The sequence below is a fragment of the Gammaproteobacteria bacterium genome, from assembly GCA_032250735.1.
Taxonomy (GTDB): Bacteria; Pseudomonadota; Gammaproteobacteria; order SZUA-152; family SZUA-152; genus SZUA-152.
The window spans coordinates 14,433-30,395 of the sequence record JAVVEP010000035.1 but is presented as its reverse complement, the minus strand read 5'-3'; the positions used below and the strand labels follow the sequence as shown (position 1 = coordinate 30,395).

Here is a 15,963-nt window from a genome sequence, read left to right as displayed (position 1 = left end):
ACGACCAGGTCCTCGGCACCTGCGCCAGCGCCGGCTGTCACAGCAGCCTGCCCAATGGCCACATCAACACCACCAATGTGTGCGAGGCCTGCCATCGCACCACCGCCTGGGTGCCGGCCTTTACCGTGGACCACGACCAGGTCCTCGGCACCTGCGCCAGCGCCGGCTGTCACAGCAGCCTGCCCAACGGCCACATCAACACCACCACGGTGTGCGAGGCCTGCCATCGCACCACCGGCTGGGTGCCGGCCTTTACTGTGGATCACGATCAGGTCAACGGCTCGTGCAGTAGTTGCCACAATTTGCCCACTGGCCACTGTGCAACACCCGATGAGTGTGATGTTTGTCATACGGTGAATGCCTGGATTGACAATCCTGCCTCCTGCGGAGAACCACCAGTGGCCGCTGCTGGTGGACCCTATAGTGCGGGAGTCAACCAAACTATTACCTTTGATGGTTCGGGATCGTTCGATCCTGATGGCGACCCGCTGACCTATAATTGGGACTTTGGTGATGGCGGCACGGCTACTGGCGTCAGCCCTAGCTATACCTATTCTGCTGCCGCCACCTATACAGTGACGCTGACGGTTGATGATGGCTCAAACTCCGATAGTGCCTCTACGACGGCCACCATCGCTGGCATGGGTGGCGGAGGAGGAGGCGGTGGAGGTATGTAATATATTTTTGTTACGGCTTGTACTTGGAATCTGGAATCGTGGTTAAGTCGCGGATTCAAGTGGAATGTTTGGTCTTTCATGGTCGGCTATAAACCGCTCTGTTGTGATCAATAAAATGCGTAAGAGCCCGCATCGTTTGTAAATTTTATCATTTAGGGTCCGCGCCAGATCTCAGGCGCAGGCCCATTTTTTATTCGTTGGCCATTTATTTTCTTGCCAGGATTTCGCTGTTACTCACTGTATTTATTGTGTAAATTGGCTCCTTTCATTATCTCCTGTCCCAAATTCCCCATATCAGAACTAGATATTATTTAATCATTCGGCGTATATATGGTTGACCTGCAGGCCAGGTCTTGAAATGTATTCTGCTTCATAAAATGTGGCTTTTACGGTAGGCGCGCTTTATTAGAAGCTGCGGCTAGAAGCCTCGGAAACGGGATGGAAGGCCATTCGCTAACGGGTTTTGAATACCTCCTCGTCGATGAGGGTGTCGCGGTAGTGTGATCCTGGTCCTATCAACGGGGATTGTGCAGCGAATATCATTCGAGAAGGGAATAACCAACCGGGGTGGCCGGTACTCGTGGCGGTGGCCAATGAGCAATGGATCTGTGAGCGTACGTGAGCGTATATGAAGGCAGGAGGTAAAAACAGGGTGCGGGCACAGCAATCTGTCGCGCGCGGAATCGTGCGCGGGTTGGTTTCATTGTGCCTGTTCTTGGTGTGTGTTTTTTCTTTATCAGCAACGAGTCCCGCTGTCGCTGAGACCGTAGCTACTCCTGCTGCTGCTGTTGCGGCGTTTGATCACCTGATTACCGGGTTTCCGCTTACGGGTGAGCATGATCAACTGGATTGTGAGGCCTGTCATATTGGTGGTGTCTTTGAAGTGCTGCTGACACAGTGTGAGTCCTGCCATGACGGTTCCCTGGCTATTGGCCCATCGGCGACGCATATTCCCACCACCGTTTCCTGCGATGTGTGCCATACCACGACGGGTTTTTCGTCATTGACCATCATGGATCACAGCATTATTGGTGATGCACTGTGCGAGTCCTGCCATAACGGGGTGAGCGCGACGGGAAAGTCACCGACGCATCTATCGACCACCCGGTCGTGTGATACCTGTCATGTCACTTCTAGCTGGTTTTTGTCGTCTTTCGATCATTCACTGGTGGGCGATCAGGCCTGTGAGAGCTGCCATGATGGCGCCACAGCAACGGGTACTTCATCGACACACATTCCCACCACCCTGGCGTGTGATGCCTGCCATGTCACCACTAGCTGGCAGGTGCCGGCCTTCGATCATTCGCTGGTAGTCGGGCAGACCTGCGTGGGCTGCCATCAAGGCAGCTATGCGACGGGCAAAAATCCCACCCATATCAACACCACGGATGATTGTGAAAATTGCCATGTCAGCAGTGCCTGGGTGCCGGTGACGACGGTGGACCACTCCCAGGTTTTCGGCGCCTGCGCATCCTGTCATGACGGAGTGGTCAGCATTGGCAAAGGGGTTAATCATTTGCCAACTGCGCTGTCCTGCAACGTCTGCCACGTTGTCGATCACTGGCAGGTGGCGGTTTTTGATCACGGTACGACCAGTGAGGCCTGCGCCACCTGCCATGACGGCAGTATTGCGACGGGCAAGAGCCCCACCCATATCAGCACCACGACGTATTGTGAACGTTGCCATGTCAGCCTTGCATGGATACCGGTGACAACGGTCGACCATTCCCAGGTCTTCGGCGCCTGCCAAATCTGCCATGACGGCGTGGTCAGCATTGGTAAAGGGGTTAATCATTTGCCGACTGCGCTGTCCTGTAATGTCTGTCATGTCGTCGATCACTGGCTGGTGGCATTTTTTGATCACAGCACCACCAGTGAGGCTTGCGCTACCTGTCACGATGGGGTGATCAGCACCGGCCAGGGGGCAGGGCATTGTACGACCGCCGGGGAGCCCTGTGATGCCTGTCATACGACCACTGGCTGGCTTGACACCATAGGGATTTGTTAATCAAGTGGAGGCTTGTGCGGTGGTGGTGAGCGGGACGTCAATACCGGTGCCCGGTGGTGATTTGACCCGGGGTGACGGGTTATTATTACTGCGACGCATGGAAAGGCTAGCCTTTCCATGTGTCTCGTTAGTATGTGCAAATAGTCATGAACTGACGAGCGTGATTTGTATTGGATGCGACCCATTTAGCACGTAGTATTCGATCATAGTATTCGGGTATTGAAATTCGCCGGGCTAATTGTATTTTCGACAGGTAGTGTATTGCGTTGATGAAGATTTTTGCGGCAATGATGGTGGTTTTTCTGGCAGCCTACGCCATGGGGGTGGTGAGCCTTGATTCCGAGCGAAGCCTCATCGACGATGCGGTATTGATACGCGAGGCTGAACGGAAAATTCTGCACCTGGATTTTTCCGCGCCGGTACGCCTGGTGGGCAGCTACCCGGAATCAACCGGCGATATTGTGCAGATAAAACTGGCTGTGATCGCCTTCGGAAAATTTGACAATAATTTATCCCTGTTGGAGAAATTTGTCGGTATAGAGGAAGGTAAGGAGATCCATATGACCCATATGCGCTATGAAGGTAATGTGCCTGGAGGCCCCTTCCTGGTGATGAAATTTGATCGTAATGTGCACTGGAAGGTTGGCGAGGGAGAGGGTTTGTTGGGGATGAATATTGAGATTAGTGAGTCGTAAATGCGGTATTGCATGCAGTATTTTCCCACCGGTATGCGCGCATTAAATAATGGATGCAGTTATATGATGGATGTTGATTTTTTCTGCAGATGAAAACCAAACTTTCCAGAACCTGTGCCTGTTGTCGGAACCGTGTCGTGAACCTCGGTCACCCTCTTTTCGGCCGTGTGTTGAAAAGTGTGCTGTTTGCATGCCTGTTGTCGATAGCGTCAGCCGGCATGGCTTCACAGGTTGTGCTGGATGAAATAAGGGTTAAAGACGAGAGCGGCGTAACGACCATCGACATCCTGTTTGGCGTGCCACTGAAATACCAGAAACACTTTCCGCAAAATGCGGGTGAAATTGTCCAGATCCAGTTAAGCCTCGATACGGAAGAAGAAGACCGCGAACTCCATAAAGAGGTCCGTGAGGGTGGTGAGCTGCTCTCAGTGGAGGGTAAAAAATCCGTTCTGGTCTACGTTACCTATGAAGAGGGTGTGCCAGGAGGGCCCTACTTAACGTTACGTTTTTCGCGTTCGGTGAAATTTGAGGTGCAGTCCGGGCCGGATAGTAAAAGCCTTTCAGTGAAGGTTCTTGATAGTGCGGTAGAACAGGCGGATCCCGCGGCGGCTGGAGAGACTTCAAAGGAAAGCGGTGTCGACCTGATGATGGCCAAGGCCCGACAGGCGATCACCTTTGGCAATAATAAGGGCGCTATTGAGTTGTTACGAAAAATTATCCAGGCACCTGACAATGCGCATGTGCAACAGGCCAATGAGCTGCTCGGTTTGGCGCTGGAGCGCGACGATCAAATTCCTCGCGCCAAGTACGAATACACAAAATATCTTAAACGTTACCCGGAAGGCGAAGGTGCCGAACGCGTCAAACAGCGTCTGGCGGCATTGCGGGAGGTGCGGGTAACCGCGAAACGTAAATTGCGTAGTCCGCGCGAGGTGGCCAAACGGGATTCATGGATGACCTTTGGCAGGTTCACGCAGTCCTTTAGTGAATATTATCTGGATCGTGAGCTGGAGGGTGAGGCGGAGGATGAGGAGCAGGAGCTGCAGCAACGCCTGCTGAGCTCGAATTTTTCCGTCAAAAGTCGATATCGCGGAGAGAACAGGACTGTACAGGGCGTTTTTAATGCCAGTCACAGCCACGATTTTCTGGCCAAGGATCGCCGCGAGGAGGCGCTGTTGAATAATCCTCTGGCGGATGTGTCCCGCTATGAAACGGATGAGTCCGATATCAGGCGTATGTATGTCGATGTTGACGATACGGCTTATGGTTATGTCGCGAGCGTGGGCCGACAGTCGAGTCGCAATGGCGGCGTGTTCGGCACCTTTGATGGCGTGGTTGCCGGGTATCGTGTGGCGCCGCGCTGGCTGGTGAGCGCGATGGCGGGCAAGCCCATCATCCGGACCTTCGGTGATTACGATATTTATGAGAAGTCGTTTTTTGGCGTAAAGGCGGATGTGGAGAGCAAGGACAAACAGCTCGGCAGCAACCTGTTTTTTGTTCGCCAGAATGTCGATGGCATACTGGATCGGCAGGCAGTGGGAGGCGATATTCGCTATGCCCGAAAAGGTCTGAGCCTGTTTGGGTTGGTGGATTATGACATGGCATATAACGCGCTCAGCCTGTTCAATCTGCGCGTTGGCTGGAATTATACCGAATCCAACAAACTCAATCTTTCCTACAATCGCCGTAATCTGGTTCAAACCAGTCAGGCATTGAGCGGCATGACGGGCATTTTCACGATCGATGATTTGCTGGATTATTTGTCCGAATCTGAAATCCGGCGCATCGCTGAAGAACGTACCCAGGTGAGCCAGACGCTCACGGTGGGTAACAGCTATCAGCTCACCAAGGATCAGCAGCTTAATGTTGATGTCACATTGTTAAAGATATCGGGTGCGCCTGAAGGGGTGAATCCGCTGAAGGTGCAGGAGCAGATTGATAATCCCTTGCTCACGATAGATACCACGGTATTTGCAGTGAGCGGCACGGACCTGCAGTACATTTATTCCCTGCAATGGATTTCCAGCAATACCTTTGTTGCGCGCGATCTGTATGTGGCGGGGATTCGGCGTTCCGATTTTGAAAGCTATACCGACACCTCGGCGTTTGTGAATGCGCGCGTCCCCTTGTTCACCAACTGGCATTCCGGATTCCGCTTGAATGTCTCCAACCGGGATTCCGACAGCTTTGGTAAGCGCACCATCGTGTCACCGGTGTTCAAGCTTAATTACCGCTTGAACAAGTCCTGGTCGTTTGATACCGAGGTGGGCATGGATCTTGTGGACAATGCCAGCCAGCCTGACGAACAACGCCGCCATCTGCGACTGGCGTATAACTACACGTTCTAGTTTCCTTTCAATACTCAGCACTCAGCACTCAGCACTCAACACCTAGCACTTAAGACTGGGAGGGCTTCATTTCCCGCTTGCCGGAAGGCACCGGTGCGGGTAATTTTTCCACGCCCACGTTCAACAATATCTCTGCCACCTTATCCTGTTTGTGTTCCCGTGCGACGTAGAGTGCGGAGCGCCGGTCGCTGGAGGTGATGCGTGCATCGGCCCCGTAGCGGAGCAGGGTGGAAACCGCCAGGGGATTTCCGGAACGCGCCGCCAGCATGAGGGGTGTCCAGCCATTGTGGTTCTGGGCGTTCGGGCTCGCGTTTTTTTCCAGTAGCAGTGAGAGCATTTGCAGATTTCCGCGTGAGGCGGCGTACATCAGCGGTGTCCAGCGGGCATCGTTGGGGGTGTCGGGCCGGGCGCCCTTTGCCAACAGGACGCGAGCGACCGGAAGATGGTTGTTACGCACCGCCAGTATCAAGGCGGTGTCACCATCGGTGCCGTGTAATTCAGGGTCGGCGCGATGGCGCAGCAGTTCGTTAACACTGTCGTAGTCGCCATTTTCCGCCGCAATGAGCAAAGCGGTACGGTTGCGCTGGTCGGTTTTGTTGGGGTTAACCCCGGCCGATAACAGTGCGTTCAGGCTGTCATGCTGCTGATAGCGGGCAGCGTAGGTGAGGGGGGTGTCGCCGTGCTGATTGGTTTGCTCGGCCGGCGCCTTGCCCCTGATCAATGCCTGAATCGTCTGCGGCCTGGATTTTTCCACGGCCAGCATTAGTGCCGATGTCCCCGCTTTGTCGAGCAGGTCGGTGTCCGCACCGTGGTTGATCAGCGTGTTAACCGCATCGACGCTGTTGTAGGCGGTGGCGATGTGTAAGGCGGTGCGCCCATCGCTCTGTTGCTGGTTGATCTCGGCACCGTGCTTGAGCAGCAGGTCGATAATGGCGCTGTGATTCCTGGCGGCGGCGGCCATTAATGCGGTGCGTTTGAACGGTGTGCTCATGTTGGGGTCGGCGCCACCCGCGAGCAGCGCCTTGACCGTATCCGGCTGTTTGTGCAGCGCCGCCACATAGAGGGGGAAAGAGCCGGATTTATCTTTCTGACTCGGTTTGGCGCCGTGGGCCAGCAATACCTCCGCGCTTTCGGCCTGGCCATGCTGGGCGGCAATCATCAGCGGGCTGCGACCATATTTGTCCGTGTAGTCCACCCTGGCGCCCAGTTTGAAGAGATCGCGCAGGCCATTGGCGTAGCCTTCCTGTACCGCCCAGGTCATGATCTCGTGGATGTCCAGAGGTTGTTTGCGGGCGCTGCCGGTCAGTGTCTCGATGTCGATATTGGTCAGCTTGCCGTTGACGATGCCGCGCAGCTTGAGCCCGGCCAGATCGACGCCATTGGCATCGGCGCGGTGAAACCACTGTTCCGCCTCCACGGGATCTTTTTTGACGCCCAGGCCCTTTTGATACATGACGCCGAGATTGTACTGCGCGCGGGCATGGCCATTCTCGGCGGCCTTTCGGAACCACTCCGCCGCCAGTTTCAGATCGGGTTTCACGCCCAGTCCACGGCGATACATGGAGCCCAGGCGATACTGGGCGCGCTTGTCGTTTTGCTCCGCGAGGCGGCGCCACTCCTGCAGGGCCTCGCCAAAGTCGCGCAATCGCGCCGCCTCCATGGCCTCCTCGTAGCGCAGGTCCTCTTCGGTGGGTTCCTTTTCCGTCGCCGACGCGGCATCGGCCTGCAGGGGTAGCAGGGGCAGCAGGGCGAGGAGAATCCAATAGGGTCGCTGATGTTTCACGAGGCACTCTGGTGGCAGTGGTAGTTAGTCTCCATTTTCATGATGTGCGTCCAGGATGCAAGCTGCTTTGCTGGATTATGTCGGGAATGTCGCCTTAATTTACGAGGGGCATCGAAGGGCTCCCATCACCCAGGACCGTCCACAGTAGACCGACGGTTTTTTTCGCAGGCTCTGAGTCATATATTCTACGGCCAAAAATTGTGTCAGACTTCACGGCTTTGATCTTTTGGCCGGGACCGGCGATGCCGCGCACCTGTGCAACACATGAGCACGGGCGGTCCGGGTGGCGGCCACCTTAGTTGGAAATACCGGGGATGTCCCGCGAGGATGAATTATGAACTTGCATGAATACCAGGCCAAAGGCCTGTTCTCGGATTATGGCATTCCGGTGCCTACAGGGCAGGTCATCGCCTCGATCAGTGAGGTGAACGGGTTCACGGACGGGGCCTGGGTGGTGAAGGCCCAGGTACATGCCGGGGGTCGCGGCAAGGGTGGCGGGGTCAAGCGGGTCAATAACCTGGCGGAGCTGGAGGCGGCGGCCCGTGAGCTGCTTGGTGGGCAACTGGTGACCCATCAGACGGGGCCGAAGGGTCTGCCGATCGACAAATTACTGGTGGAGTCTCCCTGTGACATCGCCCGGGAGCTCTACCTGGGCGCCCTGATCGACCGCTCCCGCAATCAGCTGGTGTTCATGGCCTCCAGTATGGGCGGAATGGATATCGAGGCGGTCGCGGCCAGCGAGCCGGACAAGATCCTGCAGGTGGCCGTGGATCCCGTCAGCGGATTACAACCGTATCAGTGTCGGCAGATCGGTTTTGGCCTGGGGCTGGAAGGGACCCAGATCAAGGAGCTGACCCACATCATGTTAGGCCTTTATCGCCTGTTTATCGAAAAGGATCTGAGCCTGGTCGAGATCAATCCGCTGGTGATCACCGGCGAGGGTCGGTTGCTGGCGCTGGATGCCAAAATCAATCTGGACGACAACGCGCTGTTCCGGCACAAGGATCTGGAAGAGCTGCGAGATCCTATGCAGGAGGATCCCACCGAGCACAAGGCGCAGCAGTTCGATCTCAATTACGTCACGCTGGATGGCAATATCGGTTGCATGGTCAATGGCGCCGGACTGGCCATGGCGACCATGGACATCATCAAGCTGTACGGGGGTGAGCCCGCCAATTTTCTCGATGTGGGCGGGGGCACCACGGCGGAGCGTGTCGCCGAGGCGCTGAAGCTGATCGTTGCCGACGATAAGGTCGAGGCCATCCTGGTGAATATTTTTGGCGGCATTGTGCGCTGCGACCTGATTGCCGACGGCATTTTGCAGGCGATCCGCGAGATCGGCCTGCATATCCCGGTGGTGGTTCGCCTGGAGGGCACCAATGCGGAGGCCGGGCGCGAACTGCTCAACAGCGCGGGACTCGCCGGCAGTGGCCTGTCGATCATCGCCGCCACTGATCTGCAGGACGCCGCGGTAAAGGTCGTGCAGGCCGCCGCCAGCCAGTCAAAAGGAAATCAATAATGTCGGTACTGATCAACAAAAACACGCGGGTGATCTGCCAGGGCTTCACCGGCAAGCACGGCAGCTTTCATTCCGAACAGGCCATCGCCTATGGTACCCAGCTGGTGGGTGGCGTCACCCCGGGCAAGGGTGGACAGACCCATCTGGATCGTCCCGTATTCAACACCGTGCGCGAGGCGGTGAACGAGGCGCAGGCCGATGCCAGTATGATTTTTGTGCCGGCGGCGTTTGCGGCGGACTCGATTCTGGAGGCCGCCGAGGCCGGTATCAAGGTGATCGTGTGCATCACCGAGGGCATTCCGGTGCTGGACATGGTGATGGTGAAGGCCGCGCTCAAGGGCAGTGATGTGCACCTGATCGGCCCCAATTGTCCGGGCATCATCACGCCGGGTGAATGCAAGATCGGCATCATGCCCGGCATGATCCACCAGCCCGGCTCGATCGGTATCGTGTCGCGCTCGGGCACCCTGACCTACGAGGCGGTCTATCAGACCACCCTCAATGGTCTGGGCCAGAGCACCTGTATCGGTATCGGCGGCGACCCCATACAGGGCACCAATTTCATCGATTGCCTGGAGATGTTTGAACAGGACCGGCAGACCAAGGGCATCATCATGGTGGGGGAGATCGGTGGTTCCGCCGAAGAAGAGGCCGCGGACTATATCAGCCGGTACGTCAAAAAACCCGTGGTGGGCTACATCGCCGGAGTCACCGCGCCGCCCGGAAAACGCATGGGCCATGCCGGCGCGATCATCAGCGGCGGCAAGGGCACGGCCCGGGACAAGTTCGCCGCACTGGACGCCGCCGGTGTATCCGTGGCGCGCTCGCCGGCCGAACTGGGCTCGCGCATGCTGGAGTTCTTTAGCGGTTAGCCTGTAGTGTTGTCTATTATTTCATTCTCTACTTCGGGTCGACTATCGTAATGTCTCGGTCATTGTGTCTGGTGATTGCCCAACTGGATTTTCTGGTGGGCGATGTTGCGGGTAACGCCCGCAAGATCATCGAGGCTGCCGGTCGCGCCCGGGATGAGCATCGGGCCAATGCGATCCTGTTTCCCGAACTGGCGCTCACCGGCTATCCCCCCGAGGACCTGTTGTTGCGGCCGGGGCTGCAGCGGGCAGTGGAACAGGCGCTGGACGCAATCCAGTCGCAGGTCAGCGGTATCGATATCGTGCTGGGGTTTCCCGAGCGGACCGAGGCCGGCCTGTTTAATGCCGCGGCCCTGTTACGTGATGGGGCGCGGGTTGCGACCTACCACAAATGCCAGTTGCCGAATTACGGGGTGTTTGATGAGAAGCGCTATTTTCTGGAGGGCGACCGCCCCTGTGTGGTCGAGATCGCCGGCGTCAGCGTCGGCCTGACGATCTGCGAAGACATCTGGTATAGCCTGCCGGTAATGAATGCCAGGCAGGCAGGGGCGCAGTTGATTCTCAACCTCAACGCCTCACCCTATCACCGTCAGAAACACCTCGAACGCGCCGCCGAGCTGCAAAAGCGGGTGCGGGAAACGGGGCTGCCCGTGGTGTATGCCAACCTGGTGGGCGGGCAGGATGAGCTGGTGTTCGATGGCGGCTCTCTGGTGATGGCCGCCACGGGGGCCATCACCCAGCAGGCCCCGGCCTTTGAAGAGGGGCTGTATCCGGTTATGTTTTCGGTGGATGCGGCGGGGGTGGTGACGCCACAGACCGGTGCGCTGGCGCCGGCCTACGATGAGGTGGAGAGCGTCTATCGGGCCCTGGTGCTGGGGGTCAGGGACTACGTGCAAAAGAACCGTTTTCCGGGCGCGATCATCGGCCTGTCCGGCGGCATCGATTCGGCCCTGACCCTGGCGATTACCGTCGATGCCCTCGGCGCGGAGAATGTCGAGGCGCTACTGATGCCGTCCCGTTACACCCTGGACATGAGTGTGGCCGATGCGCAAGAACAGGCCGAGGTGCTGGGTGTGCGCTATCGCATCATCCCCATCGAGACGGCGTTCAGCGCCTTTCTCGACGCCCTGCAGGAGGCCTTTGCCGGCAACGAGCCGGATGCCACGGAGGAAAATATCCAGGCCCGCTGCCGGGGTATCCTGCTGATGGCGCTGTCGAACAAGAAGCACAAAGTAGTGATTACCACCGGCAACAAGAGTGAGATGTCGGTGGGTTATGCCACTCTGTATGGCGATATGGCGGGCGGTTTTTCGGCGCTGAAGGATGTGCCCAAAACCCTGGTGTATGCCCTGTCCCACTACCGCAATCGTGTCTCGCCGGTGATTCCGCAGCGGGTGATTGAGCGTCCGCCCTCGGCGGAGCTGGCGGAGGGGCAGCAGGACACCGACAGTCTGCCACCCTACGAGGTGCTGGATGTGATCCTGGAGATGTACATTGAACAGGATCGCTGTGCTGACGATATTATCGCCGCAGGGTATGATGCCGAGACGGTGCGGCGGGTGATCCGGATGGTGAACCGCAACGAATACAAGCGTCGGCAGGCGGCACCGGGGGTACGCATCTCGCAGCGCGCCTTTGGCCGTGATCGGCGTTACCCGATCACCTCGGGGTACGACCGGGATTAACAACGGGAATAACAACAGAATTAAGAACAGGATTATAATGCGGCTGAAGCGACGACGGGCCCGGGCATCTGAATCATTGGCAAGAACAGGAGCAGAGTGACGATGAAAAAAATCGAGGCAGTAATCAAACCCTTCAAACTGGATGATGTGCGTGAAGCCCTGTCGGAGATTGATGTCACCGGCATGACGGTGACTGAGGTCAAAGGCTTCGGCCGACAGAAAGGCCACACCGAACTCTATCGTGGCGCGGAATATGTGGTCGATTTCCTGCCCAAGGTAAAGATTGAACTGGTGGTGGCGGAAGATCGTGTGGAGGCCTGTATCGAGGCCATTACCAATGCGGCCCGTACCGGCAAGATCGGTGACGGCAAGATTTTTGTCACCAGCGTCGAAAAGACCATTCGCATTCGCACCGGCGAGCAGGGTAGGGATGCGCTTTGATTCCGGGAGGGAGTTATAAGACGGTTCAGCAATGAGCCGGTTTTGAGAGTGGTCGGTTTTACCCTATGGTTTCAGCATGAAAGACGCGCGTTGCTATTATGCGTATGCGCGCTTATCTGCCGGTGGCAGGGAGGCGTTAGACCGGCCTAGGAGTCATTGTCCGTTTCTGGTGCGGCGGTGGTGGTGGATTTTACCACCGGATTGAGATCCAGAACCCGCTGCGCATCCTGCGCAAGATCATCCATACCTAACTGTTTATAGGCATCGACCAGCAGCTGCAGGGCAAGCCGGGAGGCCGGGGTGCGTGGAAAATTGCTCACCACATGTTTGGCGCGATTGACCGCCGCCACATAGGCGCCACGTTGCTGGTAATAATTCGCCACATGGATTTCGTGCATGGACAGGCTGTTACGCAAATGGCCCATGCGTTGGATGGCATCCGGGGTGTAGCGACTGTCGGGAAACTGTTTCACCAGGGCGGCAAAATAATCGTAGGATTTCTGCGTCGAGCTGGGATCCCTCAGGCTTGGGTCCTGGGAGATGAAATTCGACAAGGGATTGTCTTTTTTGCTGGCGCTGGCCAGGCCGCGCAGATAATAGGCGTAATCGACATTGGCATGACGCGGGTGCAGCTTGATGAAACGGTCCGCTGAGGCAATCGCCGTGTCGGGCTCGTCAAACTTGAAATAGGCGTAGGCGGTGTCCAGCTGGGCCTGTTCGGCATAGTTGCCAAAAGGGTATTTGGCCTCCAGCTTTTCATAAAATTCGATGGCCACTTCGTAGTCGCCGGCGTTCAGCGCCGCCTTTGCCTCGCTGAAGAGTTTTTCGGCACTCCATTTGCTGGTGTCGTCTTCGTCGTCCGGGGTGGTGGCGCAGGCCGCCAGGGCGAGGCTGAGCAGGAAGATCAGCAGGGTGGCAAATTTCTGAAAAGGCACTGGCTTGTAGAAGCGGGGCATGGATAGCAACTCGTGAGGGATGGATGTGCGGTGCGTTATCAATAATATGAAACACGCCAGCCCGCAAACGCGCTATTATAGCGGCCTCTGCACACCGATAGAAAGTATTCAATGAACGACACTCAACACCTTACGGCGGTCATCCCCGACACGATGGCCGGTATGCGCCTGGACCAGGCGCTGGCCGGTCTGTTTCCGGATTATTCCCGCGCCCGCCTGCAACGCTGGATCAAGGACGGTCACGTCAGCGTGGACGCGGTCAGGCTGCGGGCCAAAGACGTGGTACACGGTGGTGAGCAGGTCTCAGTGATGGCGGTACTGAAGGAGGAAACCTCCTGGCGGCCGCAGGCTCTGCCGCTGGACATCGTCTACGAAGATGAGGCGCTGCTGATTATCAACAAACCTGCGGGGGTGGTGGTACACCCGGGGGCCGGCAATATGGACGGCACCCTCAGCAATGCGCTGCTGCACCATGCCCCGGAGCTGGAATCGGTCCCCCGTGCCGGGATTGTGCACCGTATCGACAAGGATACCACCGGCCTGCTGGTGATCGCCCGCAACCTGATCGCGCAGAAATCCCTCACCGAGCAGTTGCAGGCGCGTGAATTTGAGCGCCATTACCAGGCGGTGTGCATGGGGGTGATGACCGCCGGCGGCACCGTGGATGCCCCGTTGGGCCGTCACCCGGTGAATCGCCTGCGCCAGGCCGTGGTGGGCCTTGAGGGTTCATCCCGGGGCCGGGAGGCCATCACCCACTATCGGGTGGCGGAGCGTTTCCGTTCCCACACCTTCGTTAACCTCCAGCTCGAAACCGGCCGCACCCACCAGATTCGGGTACACATGGCGCATATCCACTATCCGCTGGTGGGCGATCCCGCCTATAGCGGGCGGCTACGCATCCCCGCCGGCATCTCTCCGGAGTTCGACCAGGTGCTGCGGGCCTTCAGACGCCAGGCCCTGCACGCCGCGAGCCTGGGCTTTGTGCACCCCCTGTCGGGTGAAGCGGTGTCGTGGACGGCCGAGTTGCCCGCGGATATGCAGCGTCTGCTCGCGGTCTGCCGCGACGACCTGAAGGCGGCCGCCAGCCGATGAATCCCCTGAGCGCGGATTGGCCGGCGCCGCCGCCGGTGCGGACCGCCTCCACCACCCGCCAGGGGGGTGTCAGTCAGCCGCCATTCGACAGCCTGAACCTCGCCGGGCATGTGGGGGATCGGCCGACCGACGTCGCCGCCAATCGGCAGCGCCTGATCAAGGCCCTGTCCCTGCCGGACAGCCCCCAGTGGCTGAATCAGATTCACGGCACCACGGTCGTCGACCTGGACGCCGGACCGGGCGGTCTGCCCGAGGGCGATGCCAGCACCACCCGCCGGCCCGACCGGGTCTGCGCGGTACTCACCGCGGACTGCCTGCCGGTGCTCTTTTGCGATCAGGCCGGCACCCAGGTCGCCGCCGCGCATGCCGGCTGGCGGGGGCTGGTGGGCGGTGTGCTGGAGGCGACCGTGGCGAGTTTTACCGCTGGCCCCGAGCAGATCATGGCCTGGCTGGGGCCGGCGATCGGGCCGCAGGCCTTCGAGGTGGGGGAGGAGGTGCGGCAGGCCTTTTGCGAGTTTGATCCCGCCGCCGCCGAGGCCTGTGTCGCCGCCCCCGCCGTCGCCGGCGTCCCAAAGTGGACGGTCGATATCTACACCCTGGCCCGCCAGCGGCTGGCCCGAAGCGGCGTTGGCGCCGTCTATGGCGGCGGCCGCTGCACCTTCAGCGAGGCCGGGCAGTTCTATTCCTTTCGCCGCGATGGCAAAACCGGACGCATGGCCAGCCTGATCTGGCTGGATGGCGGCAGCTAGTACTCCTTCAAGGTAATATTTGCGGATTCAGTTGGTCTGTCAGCGTTCAGGGCAAGGCGCGCCTCGCGGGCAATGGCCATAGTCCTTGCCAAGAGGCGGAACGCGGCCATGGACGCTGACAGGCCAACCCTTCGGGCGCTCCTGTGGTGTCCCGCTGCGGCGTTGCGGCGCTTGGCAAGGGAATGGCCATTGCCTGCGCACCGCGCCTTGCAGCGAAACACCACAGGAACGCTGAACCCGCAAATATTACCTTGAAGGAGTACTAGAATCTGCTGCGGCAGGGGCATCACTTGGTTTAAACTGCGCGGCTCGATCGCCTGGAAGATCCCATCATTATGAATTTGTTGACCTGGATTATAATTTTCAGCCTGTTGGGCGGGGTGCTGAGCGTCATCGTGGCGGCCAGCTTCCTGTTGCTGTCCGACAAGCTGCGGGCGAGGCTGGTGCCGCATCTGGTGAGCTTTGCCATCGGTTCGTTGCTGGGGGCCGCCTTTCTCGGCCTGCTGCCACATGCGCTGTCGTCGCCGGGGATCGAGGATTTTCATCCGCTGTTTCTGACCGTGTTGCTGGGCCTGCTGGGATTTTTCCTGCTGGAAAAGATGGTGCTGTGGCGTCACTGTCACTCGAATCATTGCGAGGCGCACGGCGCGCACGGGCACGGGCATAAGGAAGACAAACATGCCGCCGGCTGGATGATCCTGCTGGGCGACAGCCTGCACAACTTCGTGGACGGCATTCTGATCGCGGCCGCCTTTCTGACCGACACCCATCTGGGCATCGTTACCGCGCTGGCCATCGCCGCGCATGAGATTCCCCAGGAGGTGGGGGATTTTGTGGTGCTGCTGCACAGCGGCTTCAGCCGTGGCAAGGCCCTGTTGTTTAACGTGTTGGCCAGCCTCACCACCGTGGTCGGCGCCCTGCTGGCCTACTGGAGCCTGGCCGACATGCAACACGTGTTGCCGTATGTGCTGGCGGTGGCGGCCTCCAGTTTTATCTATATCGCGGTGGCCGACCTGATTCCCGGCCTGCACAAACGCGCCGAGGCCAGCGCCACCGTGCAGCAGATGAGTCTGATCGCCGCTGGTGTATTGTTGATTTATATTACCCATTCGACGCTGCATTGAGACTGCGCTGCAGATAG

13 protein-coding genes are annotated in these 15,963 nt (G+C 58.3%); 11 read left to right on the top strand and 2 right to left on the bottom strand.

Annotation, left to right across the window (positions count from 1 at the left end; translation table 11 throughout):
• The 4 genes from RRB22_14310 to RRB22_14295 all read left to right on the top strand — a co-directional run.
• A partial coding sequence (locus RRB22_14310) for a PKD domain-containing protein (GenBank protein ID MDT8385578.1) occupies positions 1–677 on the top strand: 677 nt, incomplete at its 5' end.
• Positions 678–1,560: 883 nt separating this feature from the next.
• Complete coding sequence (locus tag RRB22_14305) at positions 1,561–2,685, top strand: hypothetical protein (GenBank protein MDT8385577.1); 1,125 nt, start codon at positions 1,561–1,563, stop codon at positions 2,683–2,685.
• 269 nt (positions 2,686–2,954) lie between these two features.
• On the top strand, positions 2,955–3,380 hold the full coding sequence (locus tag RRB22_14300) for a hypothetical protein (protein MDT8385576.1): 426 nt from the start codon (positions 2,955–2,957) through the stop codon (positions 3,378–3,380).
• 218 nt (positions 3,381–3,598) lie between these two features.
• Complete coding sequence (locus RRB22_14295; GenBank protein ID MDT8385575.1) at positions 3,599–5,728, top strand: hypothetical protein; 2,130 nt, start codon at positions 3,599–3,601, stop codon at positions 5,726–5,728.
• A gap of 49 nt (positions 5,729–5,777) precedes the next feature.
• Here RRB22_14295 and RRB22_14290 read toward each other — a convergent pair whose 3' ends face one another.
• Positions 5,778–7,511 carry an ankyrin repeat domain-containing protein gene (locus RRB22_14290; GenBank protein MDT8385574.1) on the bottom strand — a complete coding sequence of 578 codons (1,734 nt, stop codon included), beginning with the start codon at positions 7,509–7,511 and terminating at the stop codon, positions 5,778–5,780.
• A 334-nt stretch (positions 7,512–7,845) separates the two neighbouring features.
• On the opposite strand from RRB22_14290, the gene sucC reads away from it, so the two are divergent.
• The 4 genes from sucC to RRB22_14270 all read left to right on the top strand — a co-directional run bounded on the left by sucC (position 7,846) and on the right by RRB22_14270 (position 12,025).
• Positions 7,846–9,030, top strand: a complete 1,185-nt coding sequence (gene sucC, locus RRB22_14285; GenBank protein MDT8385573.1) for an ADP-forming succinate--CoA ligase subunit beta — start codon at positions 7,846–7,848, stop codon at positions 9,028–9,030.
• Complete coding sequence (sucD, locus tag RRB22_14280; GenBank protein ID MDT8385572.1) at positions 9,030–9,902, top strand: succinate--CoA ligase subunit alpha; 873 nt, start codon at positions 9,030–9,032, stop codon at positions 9,900–9,902. Before sucC ends, sucD begins: the two co-directional genes overlap by 1 nt.
• 50 nt (positions 9,903–9,952) lie before the next feature.
• Positions 9,953–11,584, top strand: a complete 1,632-nt coding sequence (locus RRB22_14275) for an NAD+ synthase (protein ID MDT8385571.1) — start codon at positions 9,953–9,955, stop codon at positions 11,582–11,584.
• A 102-nt stretch (positions 11,585–11,686) separates the two neighbouring features.
• The gene (locus RRB22_14270) at positions 11,687–12,025 is read left to right on the top strand and encodes a P-II family nitrogen regulator (protein MDT8385570.1); all 339 of its coding nucleotides are present in this window, start codon (positions 11,687–11,689) and stop codon (positions 12,023–12,025) included.
• Between the two features lie 146 nt (positions 12,026–12,171).
• Here RRB22_14270 and RRB22_14265 read toward each other — a convergent pair whose 3' ends face one another.
• Complete coding sequence (locus RRB22_14265) at positions 12,172–12,981, bottom strand: outer membrane protein assembly factor BamD (protein ID MDT8385569.1); 810 nt, start codon at positions 12,979–12,981, stop codon at positions 12,172–12,174.
• Positions 12,982–13,092: 111 nt separating this feature from the next.
• On the opposite strand from RRB22_14265, the gene rluD reads away from it, so the two are divergent.
• From rluD to RRB22_14250, 3 genes are all read left to right on the top strand, one after another.
• Positions 13,093–14,073 (top strand): 23S rRNA pseudouridine(1911/1915/1917) synthase RluD, encoded by a 981-nt coding sequence (gene rluD, locus RRB22_14260; protein ID MDT8385568.1) that lies wholly within the window; start codon positions 13,093–13,095, stop codon positions 14,071–14,073.
• Positions 14,070–14,822: a peptidoglycan editing factor PgeF gene (pgeF, locus tag RRB22_14255; GenBank protein MDT8385567.1), complete on the top strand. Its 753-nt coding sequence runs from the start codon at positions 14,070–14,072 to the stop codon at positions 14,820–14,822. Before rluD ends, pgeF begins: the two co-directional genes overlap by 4 nt.
• Before the next feature lie 335 nt (positions 14,823–15,157).
• On the top strand, positions 15,158–15,946 hold the full coding sequence (locus tag RRB22_14250; protein MDT8385566.1) for a ZIP family metal transporter: 789 nt from the start codon (positions 15,158–15,160) through the stop codon (positions 15,944–15,946).
• Positions 15,947–15,963 lie beyond the last annotated feature (17 nt).